We start from the raw sequence: 22,052 nt of genomic DNA, 5'->3' as shown, positions 1-22,052 counted from the left end.
GGAAGGCGCGGGACCGTCCTGACAGTCAACCCGCCCCCTGCCTTCGGGCAGGGGGTTTTTTTAAGGAGAAAAGCGAGAGTATGAGCGCTCACCCTGACAATCTCATCATCCGGGCGGGCGGCAGTCCGCTGAACCTGCCGGAATTTGCCGTTATCCGCGATGAAATCAACAAGACCAGCCACCCGGCCCAGCCGGAAGTGAACTGGCCGTTGGTGGAATCGTTGTCCCTGACGCTGTTCAAGACCAACGGGGTCGATTTACAGACCGCGATTTACTACACCCTGGCGCGGATGCAGCTGGGCGGGCTGGCGGGGTTCACCGAGGGGTGTGAACTGCTGGCGGGGGTTATCGTCAGTGAATGGGACACCCTGTGGCCGCCGCAGCCGGCGGTGCGCACCGACCTGCTGGAGTGGTTCCACACCCGCACCGGCAGCGGGCTGCGCCAGCTTGATTTTGCCGCCGGCGACCTGCGGCTGATTTACCGCGCCGAACGGGCGCTCCAGTTGATTATCGACCGGTTGCAGCAATCCGACCTGAAACGCCTGCCGCGGGTGGAAAACCTGCTGTGGTTCTTCCAGAACGCGGCCAAAAAGCTGGAAAAACCGCGCCCGGCCGCCAAACCGGCGGCGCCGGTGCAGATGCCGCCGCTGGTGTATTTGTCCCAGTCCGACACCGAACCGGACACCCCGCCGCCGGCGCCGCGTTATGCGCCGCCGCCGGAGGCCGATAACCCGCCGCGCGTGCGGGTGCAGTTCCCGGAACCGCCGCCGAAAGGGCTCAATGCCTGGCAGGGCTTTGGGCTGGGTGCGTTGTTGGGGGGGCTGGTCTTGGTGGGTGGCTGGCTGGGGTTCTACAAGCCGTTGCAGCAGCAGCTTAACGCCATCACCGCCCAGCCGGCGGGGGCGCGGCTGGCGTGGCTTGACCGGCCTGAACTGGACAGTTATGCCCGCCAGCTTGAGCGGCTGGCCGAGACCCCGCCCTTAGTCACCTGGGAGGCCGCCCGCGCCCTGACCGCGGTGGCAGAACAGCACTGGCCGGATTCGCCGGTGCAGCGGCAGGCCACCCGGGCGTGGGAACAGGCGATGACCGCCCGGATTGACAGCGTGCCGCTGAAAGGCGGCTGGCACACCACCCACGACCGGCTGACACAGCTGGCGGACAAAATTTTGTTGCAGGAGCGCACCCGGGGCAGCTTCACGCTCTCCTACCTGAAAACCGCCGTCTACGATATCCAGCGTAGCCACGGCAGTGAGGTGCCGCTGGAAGAACTGCTGCGCCAGCTGGGCGTCCATGCGGCGAACGGGGAGGCCGCGCCGCCGGTGTTGCTCAAGGGCATCGATGACCGCTTTAACGCCCTGCTGGGCCGCTATGACCGGCTGCGGCAGGCGACCGAACACCCCACCGAACATCATAAACCCGCCGCCCCCGCGGACGGCGGGCAGTAATCAGGGAGACTTATCATGTCAATCAAGAAGATAAAGAAGAACACCGATAAATTGAAAAAAGGCCAGGCCCTTGTCCGGCAGGGACAGGGCGCGATACAGACCGCGAAACAGGTGGCCGGCAAATTGGCGGGCACCGGCGGCGCTGCCGGGGTCGGGGGCTTAATTCGGGGCGGCGGCTTTGCCGGCGGTCTCGGCGGCGGTTCAGGTTCTGGCCTTGGTGCTGCCGGGGCCGGGAGCCTAATCCCGGGCGGCGGGTTTACCGGCGGGGCGGGGCTGGCCGCCCGGACCGCCGCCGGCCAGAGTGGGGCGGCCAAGGCGCTGCAACAGGTTGGCCAGTTGCTGGGCCTCGGTGCCCCGAGCGGGTTGCAGTTTACCCTGACGGCGGGCAGCCTGCCGCCGCAGACCTTTGTGGTCACCGACTTCGCCCTGACGGAAGGCTTTTCCCGGCCGTTCAGCCTGCAAGTCGGGCTGGCGAGTGCCGACCCGGCCATCGACTTTCCGGCGGTGCTGGACCGGGCGGCGACCCTGACCATTTTGCAGGACGGGGTGGAACAGCGCAGCCTCACCGGCATGGTGGCGCGCTTTGAACAGGGCAACACCGGGCTGCACCAGACCACCTACCGGATGACCATTTACCCGGATTTATGGCGCACCACGCTGCGCCAGAATTCGCGCATTTTCCAGCAGCAGGACATTGCCGCCATTATCACCACCCTCCTGAAAGAACACGGTATCCGTGACGTGGTATTCAGCCTGCGCCACCCGCACCCGGCACGGGAGTTCTGCGTCCAGTATCAGGAAAGCGACTTTGCCTTCCTGCAACGGCTGACGGCGGAGGAGGGCATCTTCTACTTCTTCGAGTGCGGCAACGGGCGCAACACGCTGGTGTTTGCCGATGACGCCGGCTCGGTGCCGCCGGGCCTCATCCTGCCGTACCAGCCGGGGGATGTCAGCACCACGGGGGAACCGTCGGTGACCAGCCTGACCAGCAGCGCGCAGGTGCGCCCGGCCAAGGTGGAGCTGAAGGATTACACCTTCAAGAACCCGGCGTGGCCGGCGGAATTCAGCCAGCAGATGAAGGACGAGCAGTTGCAGGAAAGTTACTACGAGCACTACGACTACCCCGGCCGCTTCAAGGACGAAGCCCACGGCAAGGCCTTTACCCGTTACCGGCTGGAGGCGCTGCGCAGCGACGCGGTGACCGGGCAGGGCCGCGGCCACGCCATTGCGGTGCAGCCGGGCAAACTGTTCACCCTGATAAACCACCCGCGCCCGGACCTGAACCAGTCATGGCAGGTGGTCAGTGCAACCCACAGCGGCAGCCAGCCGGGTGCGCTGGAAACGGCGGGCGGCGGCGAGAGCGGCACCACGTTGCACAGCGAGTTCAGTTTTATCCGCCATAACCAGCACTGGCGGCCGGCACCGCAGGCCAAACCGGTGATTGACGGCCCGCAGATTGCCAAGGTGGTCGGCCCGGGGGGGGAGGAAATCTTCTGTGACCAGTACGGGCGGGTGCGCCTGCAATTTCCGTGGGACCGGTACGGCAAATCCGACGACCACAGCTCGTGCTGGATACGGGTGACCCAGCCGTGGGCGGGGCAGGGCTGGGGGATGCTCGCCATCCCGCGCATCGGGCAGGAAGTGGTGGTGGACTTCCTGCACGGCGACCCGGACCAGCCTATCGTGACCGGCAGAACGTACCACGCCAGCAATATCCCGCCGGGCAAGCTGCCGGGCAGCAAAACCCAGATGGCCTTCCGCTCCAAGACCCACAAGGGCGAAGGGTATAACGAGCTGCTGTTCGAGGATGCCAAGGGCAGCGAACTGCTGTCGCTGCATGCGCAGAAGGACATGCATACCAAGGTGAAAAATGCCCAGAGTCTGGTGGTGGAAGCGGGCGACCGGACGTTAACCCTCCAGAAGGGGGATGAGCACAAGACCATCGAAAAGGGCAACCTGACGGAAAATATCTGTCAGGCCCGCAGTACGGAGGCCAATGCCGTACAGGTGATTGCAACAGCCAGCGAAGCCGGGCCGGGGACGCAGCTGTACGAAGCGGAAGATGACATCACGTTAACGGTTGGTGACGGCACCATCCAAATGACGACGGGGGGGATCCTGATCTCGTTTGGGGGATCCAGTATTTTGCTGGACGGCAGCGGGGTCTTTGTGAACGGGAGCCAGATTACGCTGAACTAAGTGGCTGGAAATTAAAATAGCCTGTTTATCGTGACAATGCCGATAACAGAACGGAACGCCTCAGCCAGTGAGCGCTGGCTGAACAGACAAACCGATTGAAAAGATGAAAGAGTGAAAAAGGAAAAAACCATGAGCGCACACCCTTACCGGATGAACGAAGGCACCCTGAATATCCCCGCCGGCTGGCGCGATGAATCCATGCAGGTTTTTGTCCTGCCGGATGACAGCGGGGTCAATCTGGTGATAAACCGCACCCCGGTTCCTCTGGGCACGGATCCCGCTGCCTACTATGAACAAACCCTGACGCAATTTGCGACCCACCTGCCGGGGTATCAGGAACATCAACGGCTGCAAATTGAACTGAGTGGTGAGCCCGCGTGGCGGCTGGATTACCAGTGGCAAAGCCCGGAAGGGGAAATGCACCAGACGGTGGTGTTGCAGGTCCGGGGCAGTCAATTACTGGTCTTTAACCTGACGTCACCGCAGCCGTTTAATGAAGGACAGCGCACTGCGTTGCTGGGTGTGGTGACCAGCTTCCAGGCTGCCTGACAGGAGGTCAGTCATGGGATTGATGGATGATATTATTACGCGAACCGCGCGGGTGGGCGCGACCCACGCGGGCAAACGGAACCCGGGGCCGAAAGGCCCCGCAGCCGCCCGCAAGGACGATCCTATCCAGCACAGCAGTTTCTTGGCCGCGCTGGCGGGGGTGGTCACCGGGGCATTGATATCGGCGGCGGTTTTTGGTGCGGCGGCCTTGCTGGTGGCCGGCACCGGGGGATTGGGGGCGACATTATTGGTCGCCGCCCTCGGCACCGCCGGCACGTTTGCCCTGGGGGACGTGATCAGCAAAGCCAGTTCGGCAGTGACGAACATGATAAACAGTTGCTGCTCGCCGGATGGGATGCTGGACAGCGGTTCACCCAATGTCTTGATTGAGGGCAAACCGGCGGCCCGGGCGACGGTGGACATGGCGAAGTGTGGCAAGCACCCCTCCTCCCCGCCATTAATCGCGCAGGGCAGTGAAACCGTGTTTATTAACGGCCAGCCTGCCGCCCGGGTCGATGACAAACTGGTGTGTGGCGCGGCAATCAAGGGCGGGGCGGGCACGGTCTTTATTGGCTCCGGCCAGTATCCTTATCTGGATGTAGAAGAAGAATTTTCTCCGCTGGAGCGGGCGTTGCTGGTGGCCGTGGAATATCTTGTCCCGCCGACGCGCGGTGGGTTGAAAATGGCGGGTAAACTGTTCACCTCAAAAGGACGGAAAGTCCTGACCCGGACCGCCCGCAAAGAATTCAGGGCAATGGTCAGGGATACCCGGGGCATCGTGGCCGGTGCCAGACTGGGGGCGCAGAAAGCCAAACAGGTTGCCAAAAGCGTGATAAAAAACCCGAAAGCGGCGGCCAAGAAAGCCGTGGCAGGGGCCCGGACGGGGACGAAGAAAGCGGCTGCCAACGTCAGGGCCGGCAGCCAGAAGGTGCTGAACGGGGCTAAGATTGGGGCTGCTAAGGCTAAATCTAAAGTCAAGGGTAATTTATCTCACAGAACCAATTGTGCCAAGCGAACCTTTCATGAAACAAAAGGCGCTAAACGTTACTGGGAAGCAGCCAAACGTTTTTTCAAGGGTGATCCTATTGATGTCACTACGGGTGCCTTGTTTGCACAGCATACCGAGATTGAGCTGGGACAAACGATACCCCTGACGTTTATGCGCAGCTGGTCACCGGGGGAACGGGGATTATTGGGCGAAAACTGGACCGATACCTTTTCAGGCCGTGCCATGGTGATGGGTGACCGGATAGAAGTTCGCACCACCGAAGGGGCTTCACTTTACTTTATCCTGACGCCGTCCGACCAAAGCAGCATGAACCCGGAGCACCCCGAATTTACCCTGAGCCGGGCTGAAACAGGGTATATCCTGCATGAGCGTAACAATCCGGTCAGCCAGCATTTTAGTGTCGCCGTACCGACAGCGGATGGCAGCCTGCAATGGCAATTGGGGGCATTGTCTGACCCCTACGGCAACACCATGCATTTTCATTACAGTGAACAACACCAACTGGTCAAGATTACGCACAGTGATGGTCCGGAGTTAGTCTTACTGTACCGCGGGGACGGGTTGCTGGAAGAAATCCGCCGTACTGACAGTGATCTGAATGAAGTGATGACACATTACCGTTATCACGACAACGGCTGGTTGGCTGAGGCAGACAGCCGCCAGCATTTCCACTTGTTCTATGACTATAACGCGCAGGGGCTGATTAGCCGCTGGTCAGACGGCGATCAGACCGCCGTGGATTATTTTTATGATAATCAAGGGCGCTGTACCGACAGTGTCGGCAGTGGAGGATATTATCCTGTCCACTTTGACTATGCACCGGGGATGACTCGTGCGAGTAATCCACAAGGCCATACCACCACGTGGTATCACAATGACCAGCAACAGGTGACACAACTGGAAACCCCCTGTGGCCGGATTGCGCACTATGAATACGATGAATGGGGTAATTTGTGTCGGGAAATTTCACCGGAAGGCCATGTTGTCACATTGGATTACCTAGCTGATACCGGTCTGGTTACGGCGTTTACCAATGCCATGGGAATGACATGGCGTTACGACTATGACGACCGGGATCGCCTTATCAGCGTAACCGATCCGCGCGGCCGTTGCTGGGTGCAACAGTACGATGATAACGGGGTGCCTGAGTGTTTTATTGCTCCCAATGGGGATAAAACCACTCTGACCCGCAATGAATTTGGATTAGTGACGACGGTGGAAGAGAGCGATGGCAGCAAGCGGACACTGGAATATGACAGCCATCACCGATTAACGGCTCTGTTTGATGAAGATAACCGCAGTCTGCAATGGGGATATGACAATCAGGATCGTGTACAGCAGTTGACGACGGTGGGAGGCGCACGGTGGCGTTGGGAATATGACCGCTATCATAACGTAGTCTTAAGTGATCGACCCAATAACAGCCTTGAACGTTTTCGCCATGACCGCCAGGGTAACCTGACCGAATGGACAGACGGCCGCGGTGTGCAATGGCAGATCGAATACGGGCCGTTTGATCTGCCAGTGGCGCGGGTGGATGGGGAAGGCCATCGCTGGCAATACTACTATGACCCTGACTTCCTGCAATTGCAGGAGGTGATTAACCCGCAGGGGGAAAGCTACCGCTATACACGGGATGCGGACGGCCGGGTGATCACCGAAACTGACTATGCGGGTACGCAGTGGTATTATGCGTATGATGGCAACAGCAACTGTATTGAAATGCGGGATGCGTTAGGTCAGGTGACCCGTTTTGAATATGACGCGGCACAGCGAATGACGGCAATGCACACACCGGAAGGCACCACGACCTATCGCTATGATGAACTGGGCCATCTGCTGGAAGTGGCAGCCCCTGACAGTGCTCCCATCATGTACGAATATGATGAACAGGATCGTCTTGTCAGGGAAATCCAGCAGAACGGGGAAATCCGCCGTGAATACCCGGATAACGTGAGCGTCAGCCGGGCAGTCCTTACCGAAGGACGGCAATGGCAAATGCAGACGGCCGTTAATAAAGCGGGTGAAGTCAACGTGCTGATCCTCGGTGGAGAGGATTGCCTGACTATGGCCCGTGATGCTGAAGGGCAGGAATGGCACCGTCAGTCTGATAAGGGCTTTATCCTGCGGCAGCAGCATTCCCTGATGGGGCAGTTGATCGCCCAGCGTGCCGGACGTAATACGGAAATTTTTGAGGCACATGAAGTGGCAGATATCCCGCAGCCGACGCTGGCCGGACTGGACCGGGAATACCGCTATGATGCGGCGCTCAATCTGGTGGCGGCGAATGATGAGCGGCAGTGGCTGCGTTATGTGGTCAACGGCAATGGTCAGGTCATTTCCGTCAGTGACGGTGAACGCTTGCGGGAGCACTACCAGTACGATGCCTCCGGCTACCCGTCCCGCCGCTTTGACGGCCTCAATGACATTGACGGGGAATGGCTCTATCAGAAAGGGCACCGGTTAAGACGCCTCGGTCAGCACCTGTTTGAGTATGATGAGGCGGGCCGGATGACCGCGATGCAGTTGTGGCAGGAAGGCCATCGCCCGCAATTGACCAAGTTCCGCTGGAACAGCCAGAACCAGCTTGTCAATGTGCTGACACCGGGTAGTCAGCAGTGGGTCTACCGCTACGATGCGTTTGGGCGGCGGATTGAAAAAGCGTGCGCGCAGACGGGCATGCGAACCACCTACTTGTGGGATGGCAGTACCCCGGCCGAAATCCGGGAATACCGCCACGACCGTCTGTACAGCATTCGCCATCTGGTGTTTGACGGCTGGCAGTTACTGGCGCAGCAGGTACAATTTTTTACGCCCAATCCGGAAAACCGCAGTGAACTGCTGGCAGGGAATATTCAGACGCAGTATGCCGTCTGCGCACCGACGGGTGAACCGTTAGCTTTATTTGACCCAGCAGGTCATCGTGTCTGGCGTCAGCCCGCTTATTCACTGTATGGCTTGCGGTTAGGGAGCGGGGGTGAAAATGCCCAGTTTGATCCGGGATTGAAATTCGCCGGCCAGTGGCTGGATGAGGAAAGCGGGCTTGTCTATAATCGGTTCAGGTATTATTCGCCGATCGCGGGGTGTTATCTGACGCCCGATCCCATTGGGATTCAGGGAGGGGAAAATACCTACGGCTATGTGCCTAATCCGACGGGGGAAATTGATCCGCTGGGGCTGGCGAAAAAGAAACCGAAAGATGACCCGAAAAGAACAGCTTCAAAAGGAAAAGAGCCGACGTATGAAGTTGTAAGGTATATGAATACCGAAGAATTAGAGGCAGTCCAAAAAGCGGGAGGAAAGATTGTATTAAATAAGAATGGTGGCAATGGTGCCCGTTGGATCAATATCCCAGCTGAGCAAATGAAAACAGGACCGATTAACCCTGCGGGTAATAAGAATACGCATAGAGTGACATATACTGTAACGGAAACAGGGTATAGGATGCTGGGTAAAGAGATCGGGATAGATATGGAACGGTTCTATGGAGGGGAATCAGGAGCACCGGATAAGGTGTTTTATAAAAAGAATGAAACAGGGGCCCGTGGGATTGGTGTAAATGTATTAAAGGAATTTAATAAAGAAATTATCGGTGCTCAATATGAAACAAGGATAGGAACTACAGATAAATTTAGTAAATCAAAACCAATATTAGACATTGAATGTAAAGGTAAAAAAGGTAGGTAATCATGCTGTTGGCAATTTACAAATATAAAATAGATGCTTTTCTTAATAAGAGCATTCCTCCTTTAAATAACCCCATTTTATGTTATAGAACTTATGATTCTTACTTGAAAGAAAATAAGATTTTATTCTTTAAAAATAAATGGGAAGGAGAATACATTCAGGTAGGTTCTTGGGATTATTTTTTTGATGGATATGTTCCTGATGAATATTGGAATTTTATTCCTAGTGAGCTTAAAGAATATAAAGAAATACCTGGTTTTTCTCATATAGACTACTTAGGGATAAACCTGTTAATCAATAAGATGTTTTGTGTTTTTGATATTAACAAACATTATTATAGGAAGGAACTGGCAAAAATTCATTATCAGTACCATGTGTCATGTTATCAAGTAAGTGATGATATACGCACTTTTTTTATTAGAAAATTATTTTCTGAAATGTGGGTTGGAGATTATGCATATAATAAAGTTACTGTAAAAAATGGCGAATTAATATTTGCAGCAGAAAGTGGAATTGTTTATCAATTCCATGATTTAATTGATAGGTTATGTGATATAATTAAAATATTTTCATTGCCAGAATCTCTTCTTAATATATTGGATTCTATAAATCCAATGTTACATGAGTGTATTGATTTTATATTGGGAAGAGATGGTGCTTATGATTTTGATGATGTTAACAAAAAATACATTGATGGAAATTATTTCGTAGATATTTATCAAAATAATAAAGAGAGCATTTTTAATGTGCTTAAGGATTGTGTGCGAGAATCTCAAACTTCTCATGAGCTACTTGTATCTCATCTCATTATCAGAAATTATTCATTTTTTGTATTAAAGGACAAGCCTGATGAAATATTAATATTAAAATATTTTCTAAGTAAAGATGAGGAAATTTTCACCGAAATATTATCATTAACAATAGATATTGGTTTCTGTGTATGGAAAGATACTTTTGATGGGTTAAATTTAGAAGAATATTTAGAAAAAGTAAAGGAAAGTGATTGTTTAATTGATAGATAAATTTTAATTTTTGAACAAACTTCATTTGGTTCTATGAAGTTTGTTCTTTATTTTAGTGATTGGTGAATTTGAATCACAAGTGTAATTTTTCAGGAGGTTAGGCAGAATATCTGGTTTTAAATCTGTCGTGAGTATAGTTTTTAAAAAATAACTAAAGGAGAGAATAACATGTTTTTTTCACAACAAAATTTTCCTGAAATAAGATTCCAGCCGGGGTGGTTTATCTTAACCTATGACCGACCTTATTATTCCGATGAAAATCAGGCTTTTATTGCATTAGATCACTCTTTTGATCGTCTTATCGGTTATTACAAGAAAACGGGCTTTTATTTTGATGCCCGTTATGAAGGCGAAATGTATAACCCAGAGAGAATGCCTAAGGGATTTTTCTCTGTCACATTTCAATGGTTCAATTTTAATACAAATACATCTGGCTATGGTGAATGTGTATTTATTGAAAATCAAAAAACAGGCTGCCTATTTGAATTTATTCGCTTGCTGAAAGATTTTATTCAAAAGGCAGAAAATCAATAACAATTTGGAAATAGCGCGGGGAAATAACCGGAAACCCGCATCGGTATTCCGGCTTATTTCTGTTTTTGAGATTCAGGCCAATAATACCGGCAGTTCAGCACGCAGTACAATCAAGCCATAGGCTGTCTCCAGCGTCACGGGGTGATCCAATAAGCCGCTTTCTGTCAGCCAGTCACCCGCCAGATAAAGCTCACCATTTTCGCGTACCCAATCGATCCCCTGATAAGGGTGGTTTTCAGTATTGTGGAACAGCGTGGCGAGATCCGGTTCGGTTCCTTGCTCAATCAGTGACAGCATCAAGCCGTTGGCAAATTGTGTGATATGAAACAGCGCATCGGCCGAAAAACCAATTTGATTAAGCGTGTTGCCACTGATCACACATTCCGGCAATTCAGCAAGATGAGATGAAAAATGAAGATCCATAAATACATTCCTTGTGCTATTTAGCGTGTTAGCGTGACATAAATGCGAACCGCTTCCCAAAATAAAAAAATGGCCGTGAAGGACAAGGAAACGGTTCATGTTGTCTATGGTGATTTTCTATTTTTTAATTATAAAACAGAATATTAACGGGGTTTTCCCAGTGGTGTTTTCTTCAACTCACCGGGAAATTGCCGCAACCAATCGACGACGGCAATATCATCCCACTCGCCTTGATTCATGCTTTTGAGGCAGTGCCACAGGGTATGTAAGTTTTGGGCGGTGATAATCAAACATCCCGGCATCACCCTGATTTTTAACGGATCATTGACAGAAAATCCGGCTTCACTAAGCCAGTTGCCACTTAAGTTGATGGCAGGAATGGTGCGGTTAGGTCCTTTCGGGCGGTAAACGACTTTCTGATATCGTTCGGGTTGGGAAATTTTGTAAATGCAGGTTTCTGCATTAGAATGCGCGTTAGCCATAATAACTACCTTTAATAGTTGTTGCGGTTAGCGGTTTTATCGTGCGGGAAACACGGTAAAGCCGCGTTCAGATTTCACCGCCTACTTTACGCCTGCCTGCACAACTTTCCATCATCAATAACTGCCTTTGCGAAGCCGCTCGCAAAATAAATACTGGATATACATCCATTTGCAAGGGAATGTGTTAACTCACTCCGTAAATTGTTTTTTCGCCGAAAATACCCTCATTTTTATTCACAATGGGAACGTGTTTGGTATTTATTGCCATGTCATGCCCCTGAGCGAGTTTGACCGCTTCTTCCGCCCGGATGTGATGAAACAGCTGGCCGTGGCGGAACGCATCCGCACCACTTTCTTTACCCCGCAAAACGGGCTGGGCGCCCAGTTTGCCATTGAACCGGTCAGCCTGACCGGCAATAAACGCCGGGCGTTGCTCAACCTCGACGGCCAGTTGGTGGATTACTCGCACGGGCGGCGCAACGTGGCGCGCCTGATTTGGCCGAACTCGATGCGCGCTGGTACCGAAAGCCAGCTGACCCTGATGCCGGCCAACAGCAACCGGGCGCCGCGCGCGGTCAGCTTCAGCGGCCCGTGGGCGCAGTTGCGGCTGATTAACAGCGGCACGCTGACGGACATCCAGCCGGGCTTCTTTGATGTGCGCTTTAGCGTGGACGGCGGCGACATGACCTACCGCGTCTACGTGGACGAATCCGACAACCCGTTTGCCGGCGGGCTGTTCAGCCAGTTCACACTGCCGGACACCCTGTATTGAGCGGAAGGCGCGGGACCGTCCTGACAGTCAACCCGCCCCCTGCCTTTGGGCAGGGGGTTTTTTTAAGGAGAAAAGCGAGAGTATGAGCGCTCACCCTGACAATCTCATCATCCGGGCGGGCGGCAGTCCGCTGAACCGGCCGGAATTTGCCGTTATCCGCGATGAAATCAACAAAACCAGCCACCCGGCCCAGCCGGAAGTGAACTGGCCGCTGGTGGAGTCGTTGTCCCTGACGCTGTTCAAGACCAACGGGGTCGATTTACAGACCGCGATTTACTACACCCTGGCGCGGATGCAGCTGGGCGGGCTGGCGGGGTTCACCGAGGGGTGTGAACTGCTGGCGGGGGTTATCGTCAGTGAATGGGACACCCTGTGGCCGCCGCAGCCGGCGGTGCGCACCGACCTGCTGGAGTGGTTCCATACCCGCACCGGCAGCGGGCTGCGCCAGCTGGATTTTGCCGCCGGCGACCTGCGGCTGATTTACCGTGCCGAGCGGGCGCTCCAGTTGATTATCGACCGGTTGCAGCAATCCGACCTGAAACGCCTGCCGCGGGTGGAAAACCTGCTGTGGTTCTTCCAGAACGCGGCCAAAAAGCTGGAAAAACCGCGCCCGGCCGCCAAACCGGCGGCGCCGGTGCAGATGCCGCCGCTGGTGTATTTGTCCCAGTCCGACACCGAACCGGACACCCCGCCGCCGGCGCCGCGTTATGCGCCGCCGCCGGAGGCCGATAACCCGCCGCGGGTGCGGGTGCAGTTCCCGGCACCGCCGCCGAAAGGCCTCAGTGCCTGGCAGGGCTTTGGCCTCGGTGTGTTGTTGGGGGGGGCTGGTCTTGGTGGGCGGCTGGCTGGGGTTTTACAAGCCGTTGCAGCAGCAGCTTAACGCCATCACCGCCCAGCCGGCAGGGGCGCGGCTGGCGTGGCTTTACCGGCCTGAACTGGCCAGTTATGCCGGCCAGCTTGAGCGGCTGGCCGAGACGTCGCCGTTGGTCACCTGGGAGGCGGCCCGCGCCCTGACCGCGGCGGCGGCACAGCACTGGCCGGATTCGCCGGTGCAGCGGCAGGCCACCCGGCAGTGGGAACAGGCGATGACCGCCCGGATTGACAGCGTGCCGCTGGCCGGCGGCTGGCACACCACCCACGACCGGCTGACACAACTGGCGGACAAAATTTTGTTGCAGGAGCGCACCCGGGGCAGCTTCACGCTCTCCTACCTGAAAACCGCCGTCTACGATATCCAGCGTAGCCACGGCAGTGAGGTGCCGCTGGAAGAACTGCTGCGCCAGCTGGGCGTCCATGCGGCGAACGGGGAGGCCGCGCCGCCGGTGTTGCTCAAGGGCATCGATGACCGCTTTAACGCCCTGCTGGGCCGCTATGACCGGCTGCGGCAGGCGACCGAACACCCCACCGAACATCATAAACCCGCCGCCCCCGCGGACGGCGGGCAGTAATCAGGGAGACTTATCATGTCAATCAAGAAGATAAAGAAGAACACCGATAAATTGAAAAAAGGCCAGGCCCTTGTCCGGCAGGGACAGGGCGCGATACAGACCGCGAAACAGGTGGCCGGCAAATTGGCGGGCACCGGCGGCGCTGCCGGGGTCGGGGGCTTAATTCCGGGCGGCGGGTTGACCGGCGGGGCGGGGCTGGCCGCCGGCCAGAGTGGCGCGGCCAAGGCACTGCAACAGGTCAGCCAGTTACTGGGCCTCAGTGCCCCGAGCGGGTTGCAGTTTACCCTGACGGCGGGCAGCCTGCCGCCGCAGACCTTTGTGGTCACCGACTTCGCGCTGACGGAAGGCTTTTCCCGGCCGTTCAGCCTGCAGGTCGGGCTGGCCAGTGCCGACCCGGCCATCGACTTTCCGGCGGTGCTGGACCGGGCGGTGACCCTGACCATCCTGCAGGACGGGGTGGAACAGCGCAGCCTCACCGGCATGGTGGCGCGCTTTGAACAGGGCAACACCGGGCTGCACCAGACCACCTACCAGATGACCATTTACCCGGATTTATGGCGCACCACGCTGCGCCGGAATTCGCGCATTTTCCAGCAGCAGGACATTGCCGCCATTATCACCACCATTCTGAAAGAGCACGGTATCCGTGACGTGGTGTTCAGCCTGCGCCACCCGCACCCGGCACGGGAGTTCTGCGTCCAGTATCAGGAAAGCGATTTTGCCTTCCTGCAACGGCTGACGGCGGAGGAGGGCATCTTCTACTTCTTCGAGTGCGGCAACGGGCGCAACACGCTGGTGTTTGCCGATGACGCCGGCTCGGTGCCGCCGGGCCTCATCCTGCCGTACCAGCCGGGGGATGTCAGCACCACGGGGGAACCGTCGGTGACCAGCCTGACCAGCAGCGCGCAGGTGCGCCCGGCCAAGGTGGAGCTGAAAGATTACACCTTCAAGAACCCGGCGTGGCCGGCGGAATTCAGCCAGCAAATGAAGGACGAGCAGTTGCAGGAAAGTTACTACGAGCACTACGACTACCCCGGCCGCTTCAAGGACGAAGCCCATGGCAAGGCCTTTACCCGTTACCGGCTGGAAGCCCTGCGCAACGACGCGGTGACCGGGCAGGGCCGCGGCCACGCCATTGCGGTGCAGCCGGGCAAACTGTTCACCCTGATAAACCACCCGCGCCCGGACCTGAACCAGTCGTGGCAGGTGGTCAGTGCCACCCACACCGGCCGCCAGCCGGGCGCACTGGAAACGGCGGGCGGCGGCGAGAGCGGCACCACGTTGCACAGCGAGTTCAGCTTTATCCGCCATAACCAGCACTGGCGTCCGGCGCCGCTTGCCAAGCCGGTGATTGACGGCCCGCAGATTGCCAAGGTGGTCGGCCCGGCCGGCGAGGAAATCTTCTGTGACCAGTACGGGCGGGTGCGCCTGCAATTTCCGTGGGACCGGTACGGCAAATCCGACGACCACAGCTCGTGCTGGATACGGGTGACCCAGCCGTGGGCGGGGCAGGGCTGGGGGATGCTCGCCATCCCGCGCATCGGGCAGGAAGTGGTGGTGGACTTCCTGCACGGCGACCCGGACCAGCCCATCGTCACCGGCAGAACTTATCACGCCAGCAATATCCCGCCGGGCAAGCTGCCGGGCAGCAAAACCCAGATGGCCTTCCGCTCCAAGACCCACAAGGGCGAAGGGTATAACGAGCTGCTGTTCGAGGATGCCAAGGGCAGCGAACTGCTGTCGCTGCATGCGCAGAAGGACATGCATACCAAGGTGCTGAATAACCGGGATACGCAGGTGCTGGCCAACCACCAGGAAACCGTGGACAAAAACCAGACCCTCACCGTCAAGGGGCACCAAAAGGCCACGGTCAACCGAACCCGCACCGACACGGTCGGCCTCGCCTATGTCCTGACCGTCGGGGGCGCGATGAACACGGCGGTGACCTTAAGCCAGAGCGAACAGGTGGGGGTCCACAAATCGGTGATAGTCGGCCATAGCCTGTCCATCAAGGCCGGGGATGTGATTGAGCTGCAATGCGGTGCCAGTACCCTGCGCATGGACAAAAGCGGCAAAATCACGATTCAGGGCAGCGAGTTCAAGTTTGAGGCCAGCGGCCCGGTGCAAATCACCGGCAAAGACATTGACCTGAACTAAAAAGGACGGATTGAGATGGAATTTCGTAACCTGACCCCGTTTGCGGTCATGAATTACTCCATGCTGGATGTGGAGGATGCCGAGCACCATGTGGCGGTGATGAAAATCGGCTACCAGCTGATGCCGGACCGGGCCGGGCAGTGCACCGCCGAACTGCTGCCCGCGCCGCCCCTGTGCGTGCAGGATGAATACCGCGGGCGGATGAATGCCTCGCCGGTGTTGCAGGAGAGTGACCTCGCGCCGTTTAAGCCGCGCTGTGACATTATCGTTAACGGCACGGCTTACGCGCCGGACGGCCAGCCCTGTACCGAAATGCCGGTCAGCCTGACGGTCACCGACCGGCAGGGCCAGACCCTGCTCGACAAAACCCTGGCCGTGAGCGGGGAACGGGAATTTATCCGTGACCCCCGCGGTCACTGGCAACTGACGGCCCCGCAACCCTTTACAACCCTGCCGCTGGATTACCGCTACGCCTTTGGCGGCGAATGCAGGATTCAGGCCGGGGATAAGGCGGGCGACCGCCTTAACGACGGTGACCGGCTGACCCCGGCACAGCGCCGGCAGCACCCGGACGGGGAACATGCCCCCGTTGCCCATGCCGCCTGCGACACCAATCCGCTGGGCACCGGGTTTGTCACGCCGTGGTACGCACAGGCCAGGCAAATCACCCGTTACCCGGCCCCGCGCATCACCGCACCGGAGGCACCCTTTACCGCGCAACATTTTTCCGCCCAACTGGCGGGCACCTTATTGCCGGATACCCCGGCCTGCCGGCCACAAGGCTTCGGCCTGGTCGGCCGGGCGTGGACCCCGCGCCGCCAGCTCGCCGGCACGTATGATGATGACTGGCTCACCCACCGCCACCCTTACCTGCCGAAAGACTTCGACTTCCGCTACTGGAACGGCGCCCCGGCCGACCAGCAAATTGACTGGCCGGGCACCGATATTACCCTCACGTTAAATGGCCTGACCCCCGGCGGCCACCTGCACGTCACCCTGCCGGGGCACCGGCCGTTTATTTTGCTGCGGATGCAAAACGGCGCCCTGCTGCCGGTGCCGATGCGCCTTGATACGCTCATTCTTGACAGCGAGGCGATGACACTGCATCTCACCTGCCGGCTGAATGTTAAGGCTGACCTGCCGGTGCGGGTGGCGGAGGCGCGGTTTGAAATCGACCCCGATGCCCCGCTGCTCAAACTGGCCCGACGGGAAGAGGAGAAAAAAGATGGCTGATAATTATATCGCCCGCACCGCGGGTGAATGGCTGATCGTCGGCATGTTGCCTGATGTGTGCAAAACCCCGATGGGATCGTCCACCCCGCCGATCCCCTATCCGGTGATGGCAAAACTGGCGGGCAGTGATGCGCCGGTGAAATCCGTGCGCGCCAATGGCCAGCCAGTGGTGGTGTTCGCCCAGAGCGTTGTACCGCAGACGATTGGCGACCAGCCCGGTGTGGCCAACGGGGTGAAAAGCGGCACCGTGGGCGGCAAATGTCACCCGAAGACGCATACCCAAACGGTGCGGGCGGGCAACAAGCTGCTGTTGCGCCACGGGGATGAATTTTGGATGAACGGGGCATAAGGACAGAAACCGATGTCAGAATCGATAATAGTCACACCGGACAGCGCCGATGTGCGGGCCGAGAAATATTGCAAAGAATTTAACCTCCGCACGCAGGTTGAGGCGGAGCAAGCGTTAAACAATGTGGATACGTTATACCGGCAAAGTTCCCGCTTTTACGGCGATTACGGTGCCGACCCGGAATTGGACGTTTACTATAATCAGCTGGATGCGGATTTTGCCGCGCAGGATTTTAAGAAAACCGCGCAACATGCCGTTGAAAAATTCAAAAATGGTGAGTTTCCCAAGCCGGAGTGGGACGAGGAAGAGAAAAAAGAAGAAGACACGCATCCCAAACCCAATGACGCCCTGCCCGTCAAAGCCCGCGATGACAGCCCGACGGGCAGCGGGAATACCCCGGGTAAAGTGGTCGTCCAGGCCGCGCCGGCCGCGAAGCCGCCGGAGGAGGCCAATGCGGCGGTGACCGCAGAAACGGCGCAGGAGAAAGGCTGGCTGGATCAGGCGGGAGAATGGTGGGATGAGACCAAAAAAGATGTGACAAAATGGGGGGAAGAAGCCGGAGAAAAACTGAGTGCGGCCTGGGATAATCCGGGTAAGGCCGCCATCGGTGCCGGCAAAGAGGCGTGGAATACCCTGCCCGACATGGGTGAACTGGCCATCCGGGTGGGGACGGGACTGCCTTCTGCGGTGATGAGCGACACCGGTAATCTCTTGAAATGGATGGGGGCTGACGCGATAGGGGATACCGCCCTTGCTGCGGCTGATAAATGGAATAAAGAAGTCGTTGATAAGGTCGTCGAATTCAGCCATGTGGATGCCGCCCGGTTTGATATCACGGATAAGGCGGAACAAGGGGGAGCGCTGGGTTTTAATATCGCCAGCCTGGCAACGGGGGTAGGCGGGCTGCTCAAGCAGGGGGCGAAAACGGTAGCTAAAAAGGTCAAACCTCCTTCCGGCGGCAAAGTCAAAGGCCAGTCTGGCGACACCCCGGAAGCCAAACCCGCCAAAGAACCACCCAAGGATGATGCTACGCCGTCCAATAACAAAGACGGCAACGACAACGGGCTGTGCAGCAAAGCGGGTGATCCGGTTGACATGGCCACCGGCGACTTCCTGCAAGTCTGGCCGGTGCTGGCGATACCGGGACTGTTGCCGATAAGCCTTAACCGGACCTACCGCTCCACCGCGAACCTGAGTGGCCTGTTCGGCCCCAAATGGGCGGATGACTGGTCAGTGCAGTTGGTGATGGGGCAGGGGGAAGTGCACTATACCCATACTGATGGCGTGGTTTACGACTTTGCCACCCCGGCCAACCGGGTCTTGTCCCGTAACCGCCACCTGCCCCACTGCCTGCTGACGGGGGAACTCACCGGCGAACTGTGCCTGACTGACCGCCGTACCCAGCTGGCCTACCATTTCAGCGTGATTTCAGGGACCACACGGAAACTGTCCGCCATCACGGATCGGCGGCAGAACCGGATTGATTTTATCTATGATAAACAGTCGCAACTGACGGAAGTCGTTCGCAATGACGGCCTGTTCTTAAGCCTGCATTACCGGGACGGCCGGCTTCATACGATTAATATGCAAGAGAGCCGCGAAGGCCAGCCTGCCGGACAACGCCTGCTGACCTGCCAGTATGACCCACAGGGCTACCTGAGCGAGTGTGATGCTTTCCAGCATAACCACCTGTGGCATGAATATGACACACAGGGGCGCATGATCCGCTGGCATGATACCGACCAGACTGACCTGACGATAACCTATGACGAACGCGGCCGGGTACTCAGTACCACCTCCCCCAGTGGCTACTGGTGTGACCGTTTCCATTACGATGACAACGCCCGTATTACCACCTATCTGGATGGCGAAGGGGGTGAAACCCGCTACCACTACGACCCGAACGGGCTGGTGATACGGGAAGTGGACCCGCTGGGGCGCATCACCCGCCGCCAGTGGCGGGGCAGTCTGCTGATGTGGGAAAGTAATCCGGCCGGGCAGATGACCACTTTCGGTTACAACCCTGACGGGGCGCTGACCGAAGTCAAACTGCCGACGGGTGACACCTTTGCTTACGGCTATGACGAACACGGGCAACTCACCGAAAGTGTCCTGCCAACGGGTGAACGCTGGCAATGGCATTATGATGAACAGGGCAACCTGACGGCAGTGACTAACCCGTTGGGACACAAAGAAGCCTACCAATACGGCACGCACGGCGAGCTGCGCCAGCGTTTGCTGCCGGACGGCCGGGCGTGGCACTACGCCTATGATGAACACCAGCGCCTCGCCGCCGTGATGACGCCGGACGGCGAAACCACCGGGCTGGAGCTGGATGCACTGGGCCGCCTGCGCCGTTTTACCGATGCGCTGAAACAGGAGACCCGCTACCAATACAGCCCCGACCATGCCAGCCTCAGCAACGGCAGCCTGAGCGAAATCACCCTCGCCGACGGCGTCACGCAAACACTGGCCTACGACAGCGAGCGGCGGGTGGTGGCGGTCACGGACGGCGAAGGGCGCACCACCCGCTACACTTACGGCGCGTTTGACCTGCTGACCACCGTCACTCGTCCCGACAGTACCACCCTGCAATTTGGCTATGACAAGCTCACCCGGCTGAGTACCGTCACCGCCTCCACCGGGGAGGTCTACCGCTATGAGCGGGATGCGGCGGGTCAGATTATTCGCGAGACCGATTTTACCGGGCGTACCCTTGAATACCAGTACGATAAGCTGGGACGCCGTGTACTGACCCAATACCCTGACGGGCAGCAACAGCGCTGGCATTACAATGCGCGCGGCCAGCTTATCCGCCAAGAGGGCTGGCAGCCGGTGGAGGGGGAACTTAAGCTCACCGCAACCACCCGCTACGAATACAATGCCCGCCAGCAGCTTATCAGGGCGGCCAATGCCGATGCGGTGGTCGAATTTGAGTATGACAAGGCCACTGGCCTGCCGACCTGTGAGCGTATCAACGGGCGGGAAATCCGCCGGACCTGGGATACGCTGACGGGGCAGCCATTAAGCGAGCAACTGGATGACAACACGCTGCATTTTGGCTACAACCCGCTGGCGCAACTGAACCACTTCCAGCTTAACCAACATGCGCCGCTGACTTTCCGGCACGATGCCTTAGGCAGGGAAACAGTACGCGAAAGTGCTAACGGCTTTATCCTTGCCAGCCGCTACACCGCAACTGGCTTGCTGGCGCACCAGTCGGCGGGGCAGGCCACCTCCTTTTTCAGGGAAACGCTGGCACAAAATGACCCGCATTTTCCGCCGCAGGCCTCGGCGGTCAACCGCAGCTGGCAATACGACCGTGCCCATAATGTGCGGGTGATTGACGACAGCCGCTGGGGACAGACGCGCTACCGTTACAATGCTAACGACCAGATTTTGCATACCCTGTTCGAGGGCACGCGCCCGCAGGAAGAGCAGTTTGGCTACGATGCCAACGGCAACCTGAGCCAGCACTTGCCGGTCGATGCCTATGGCGCGATGGAACAAATAACCCAACGCCAGAACGCCGGGCGGGTGGTGCGGCAAGGCGATATCCGCTATCGCTATGATAACAATGGCCGTCTGGTGGAAAAAACCGAGCAGCGGGATGGCTTCCGCCCACAAACCTGGCGCTACCGCTGGGATACGCAAAACCAGCTGACCCACTGTGAAACGCCGGACGGCTCACGCTGGCATTATCGCTACGATGCTTTTGGGCGAAGGATCCGGAAACTCAAGGTTCACGACGGAAAACTCACCGCCACCAACCTGCAAAGGTGGCTAAATGGCCGGCCGGACCTGACGCCAAGGGCGACGGAAATTTACGGACACGACTACCTGTGGAGCGGTGACCAGCTGGTTGAGGAAACGCCGGTTTATGCCGATGGCTCGCTGGCACTGGACAGCCGCGTGCGCTGGCTGTACGAGCCGGGGGCGCTCACGCCCTCCGCGCGCGTTGAAAAAGGCAAGTTACACTATATTGTCAGCGACCATCAGGGCACCGTGCGAGAAATGTTGAATGAGCAGGGCGTACTGGTCTGGGCGCAGCGGCTGAAGACGTGGGGAAAAGCCGAGAAATCGCAGGTCATTGCGTCGAATAACCCGGATTATCACGTTGGGTGCAATTTCAGGTTTTTAGGTCAATTTGAAGACCAAGAGAGCGGGTTGTATTATAACCGTTTTCGTTACTATAATCCGGAAACGGCGCAGTACATCTCGGCAGATCCGCTGAACTTGGCAGGCGGTTTTAATCCTTATGGGTATGTGTATAATCCGGTAGGTTGGGTTGATCCTTGGGGATTGGCGGGTGAAGATTGTGGAAAAATTAAATATGGTGAATTAGATGAGCTAGGTCGACCAACCGGAGTTCATGCAACTTTAGATAAAGGCCATATTAACACTGGTACACATGCTAACCCGAACATACAACCTCCGGGATTTATTACAGGGAAAGGTTCTAATCGCGCTAGGGGACATTTACTCGGAAGACAATTAGGGGGTTCTGGTGATGATGTTAGGAACTTAGTCACCCTTCAACAACGACCTGCTAATACTCCTTTCATGAGTGGAATCGAGGGTAGAATAAGAAAAGCCTTAGAACAAGGACAAGTTGTCGAAATGAGTTCTGTTCCTATTTATAAGGGCCCTTCCAGAATACCGGCTGGTATTACAATGAAAGCTGAAGGTTCAGGTGGATTCTATGAGTATGTAACTGTTCTTAACCCTCCAGGAATGTAAATA

14 protein-coding genes and 1 pseudogene are annotated in these 22,052 nt (G+C 57.0%); 13 read left to right on the top strand and 2 right to left on the bottom strand.

Annotated elements, in window-relative coordinates; all coding sequences use genetic code 11:
- Positions 1 to 80 precede the first annotated feature (80 nt).
- The 6 genes from XDD1_RS17350 to XDD1_RS17325 all read left to right on the top strand — a co-directional run bounded on the left by XDD1_RS17350 (position 81) and on the right by XDD1_RS17325 (position 10,445).
- Positions 81 to 1,445: a VasL domain-containing protein gene (locus XDD1_RS17350; protein WP_045973098.1), complete on the top strand. Its 1,365-nt coding sequence runs from the start codon at positions 81 to 83 to the stop codon at positions 1,443 to 1,445.
- A 15-nt stretch (positions 1,446 to 1,460) separates the two neighbouring features.
- Entirely contained in the window at positions 1,461 to 3,644 is a 2,184-nt protein-coding gene (locus tag XDD1_RS17345; protein ID WP_045973097.1) for a type VI secretion system Vgr family protein, read from the top strand.
- 129 nt (positions 3,645 to 3,773) lie between these two features.
- Entirely contained in the window at positions 3,774 to 4,193 is a 420-nt protein-coding gene (locus tag XDD1_RS17340) for a DUF1795 domain-containing protein (protein ID WP_045973096.1), read from the top strand.
- Positions 4,194 to 4,206: 13 nt separating this feature from the next.
- Entirely contained in the window at positions 4,207 to 8,889 is a 4,683-nt protein-coding gene (locus XDD1_RS17335) for an RHS repeat-associated core domain-containing protein (RefSeq protein ID WP_084721073.1), read from the top strand.
- A 2-nt stretch (positions 8,890 to 8,891) separates the two neighbouring features.
- Positions 8,892 to 9,911, top strand: coding sequence for a hypothetical protein (locus tag XDD1_RS17330; RefSeq protein ID WP_045973095.1), 1,020 nt, complete (start codon positions 8,892 to 8,894; stop codon positions 9,909 to 9,911).
- Positions 9,912 to 10,079: 168 nt separating this feature from the next.
- Entirely contained in the window at positions 10,080 to 10,445 is a 366-nt protein-coding gene (locus XDD1_RS17325) for a hypothetical protein (protein WP_045973094.1), read from the top strand.
- Between the two features lie 72 nt (positions 10,446 to 10,517).
- Here the strand turns inward: XDD1_RS17325 and XDD1_RS17320 are convergent, their stop codons facing one another.
- Positions 10,518 to 10,868, bottom strand: a complete 351-nt coding sequence (locus XDD1_RS17320; RefSeq protein ID WP_045973093.1) for a SymE family type I addiction module toxin — start codon at positions 10,866 to 10,868, stop codon at positions 10,518 to 10,520.
- 143 nt (positions 10,869 to 11,011) lie between these two features.
- A complete protein-coding gene (locus XDD1_RS17315) occupies positions 11,012 to 11,350 on the bottom strand; it encodes a SymE family type I addiction module toxin (protein ID WP_045973092.1) in 339 nt (112 codons plus the stop codon).
- Positions 11,351 to 11,648: 298 nt separating this feature from the next.
- Between XDD1_RS17315 and XDD1_RS17310 the strand changes: the two are divergent.
- The 7 genes and pseudogenes from XDD1_RS17310 to XDD1_RS17280 form a co-directional block, all read left to right on the top strand.
- A pseudogene (locus XDD1_RS17310) lies at positions 11,649 to 12,122 on the top strand (type VI secretion IcmF C-terminal domain-containing protein); the annotation flags it as partial.
- Positions 12,123 to 12,204: 82 nt separating this feature from the next.
- A complete protein-coding gene (locus XDD1_RS20180; protein WP_231854432.1) occupies positions 12,205 to 13,002 on the top strand; it encodes a type VI secretion system ImpA family N-terminal domain-containing protein in 798 nt (265 codons plus the stop codon).
- Positions 12,956 to 13,570 (top strand): VasL domain-containing protein, encoded by a 615-nt coding sequence (locus XDD1_RS20175; RefSeq protein WP_045973777.1) that lies wholly within the window; start codon positions 12,956 to 12,958, stop codon positions 13,568 to 13,570. The genes XDD1_RS20180 and XDD1_RS20175 overlap by 47 nt, the downstream gene beginning before the upstream one ends.
- 15 nt (positions 13,571 to 13,585) lie before the next feature.
- Complete coding sequence (locus XDD1_RS17295; RefSeq protein WP_045973091.1) at positions 13,586 to 15,727, top strand: type VI secretion system Vgr family protein; 2,142 nt, start codon at positions 13,586 to 13,588, stop codon at positions 15,725 to 15,727.
- Between the two features lie 15 nt (positions 15,728 to 15,742).
- The gene (locus XDD1_RS17290; protein ID WP_045973090.1) at positions 15,743 to 16,960 is read left to right on the top strand and encodes a DUF2169 family type VI secretion system accessory protein; all 1,218 of its coding nucleotides are present in this window, start codon (positions 15,743 to 15,745) and stop codon (positions 16,958 to 16,960) included.
- Positions 16,953 to 17,309: a DUF4150 domain-containing protein gene (locus XDD1_RS17285; RefSeq protein WP_045973070.1), complete on the top strand. Its 357-nt coding sequence runs from the start codon at positions 16,953 to 16,955 to the stop codon at positions 17,307 to 17,309. Before XDD1_RS17290 ends, XDD1_RS17285 begins: the two co-directional genes overlap by 8 nt.
- Before the next feature lie 12 nt (positions 17,310 to 17,321).
- Positions 17,322 to 22,049 carry an RHS repeat-associated core domain-containing protein gene (locus XDD1_RS17280; RefSeq protein WP_084721071.1) on the top strand — a complete coding sequence of 1,576 codons (4,728 nt, stop codon included), beginning with the start codon at positions 17,322 to 17,324 and terminating at the stop codon, positions 22,047 to 22,049.
- Positions 22,050 to 22,052 lie beyond the last annotated feature (3 nt).

This window comes from Xenorhabdus doucetiae (genome assembly GCF_000968195.1).
In the GTDB taxonomy this organism is placed as follows: domain Bacteria; phylum Pseudomonadota; class Gammaproteobacteria; order Enterobacterales; family Enterobacteriaceae; genus Xenorhabdus; species Xenorhabdus doucetiae.
Note: the sequence above shows the minus strand (reverse complement) of the source record. Positions and strands in the feature narration are given on the sequence as shown.

What these genes read in the sequence shown, in the direction of transcription:
- XDD1_RS17350 (WP_045973098.1), top strand. Translation starts at nt 81, where the DNA reads ATGAGCGCTCACCCTGACAATCTCATCATCCGGGCGGGCGGCAGTCCG.
- XDD1_RS17345 (WP_045973097.1), top strand. Translation starts at nt 1,461, where the DNA reads ATGTCAATCAAGAAGATAAAGAAGAACACCGATAAATTGAAAAAAGGC.
- XDD1_RS17340 (WP_045973096.1), top strand. Translation starts at nt 3,774, where the DNA reads ATGAGCGCACACCCTTACCGGATGAACGAAGGCACCCTGAATATCCCC.
- XDD1_RS17335 (WP_084721073.1), top strand. Translation starts at nt 4,207, where the DNA reads ATGGGATTGATGGATGATATTATTACGCGAACCGCGCGGGTGGGCGCG.
- XDD1_RS17330 (WP_045973095.1), top strand. Translation starts at nt 8,892, where the DNA reads ATGCTGTTGGCAATTTACAAATATAAAATAGATGCTTTTCTTAATAAG.
- XDD1_RS17325 (WP_045973094.1), top strand. Translation starts at nt 10,080, where the DNA reads ATGTTTTTTTCACAACAAAATTTTCCTGAAATAAGATTCCAGCCGGGG.
- XDD1_RS17320 (WP_045973093.1), bottom strand. Translation starts at nt 10,868, where the DNA reads ATGGATCTTCATTTTTCATCTCATCTTGCTGAATTGCCGGAATGTGTG.
- XDD1_RS17315 (WP_045973092.1), bottom strand. Translation starts at nt 11,350, where the DNA reads ATGGCTAACGCGCATTCTAATGCAGAAACCTGCATTTACAAAATTTCC.
- XDD1_RS20180 (WP_231854432.1), top strand. Translation starts at nt 12,205, where the DNA reads ATGAGCGCTCACCCTGACAATCTCATCATCCGGGCGGGCGGCAGTCCG.
- XDD1_RS17295 (WP_045973091.1), top strand. Translation starts at nt 13,586, where the DNA reads ATGTCAATCAAGAAGATAAAGAAGAACACCGATAAATTGAAAAAAGGC.
- XDD1_RS17290 (WP_045973090.1), top strand. Translation starts at nt 15,743, where the DNA reads ATGGAATTTCGTAACCTGACCCCGTTTGCGGTCATGAATTACTCCATG.
- XDD1_RS17285 (WP_045973070.1), top strand. Translation starts at nt 16,953, where the DNA reads ATGGCTGATAATTATATCGCCCGCACCGCGGGTGAATGGCTGATCGTC.
- XDD1_RS17280 (WP_084721071.1), top strand. Translation starts at nt 17,322, where the DNA reads ATGTCAGAATCGATAATAGTCACACCGGACAGCGCCGATGTGCGGGCC.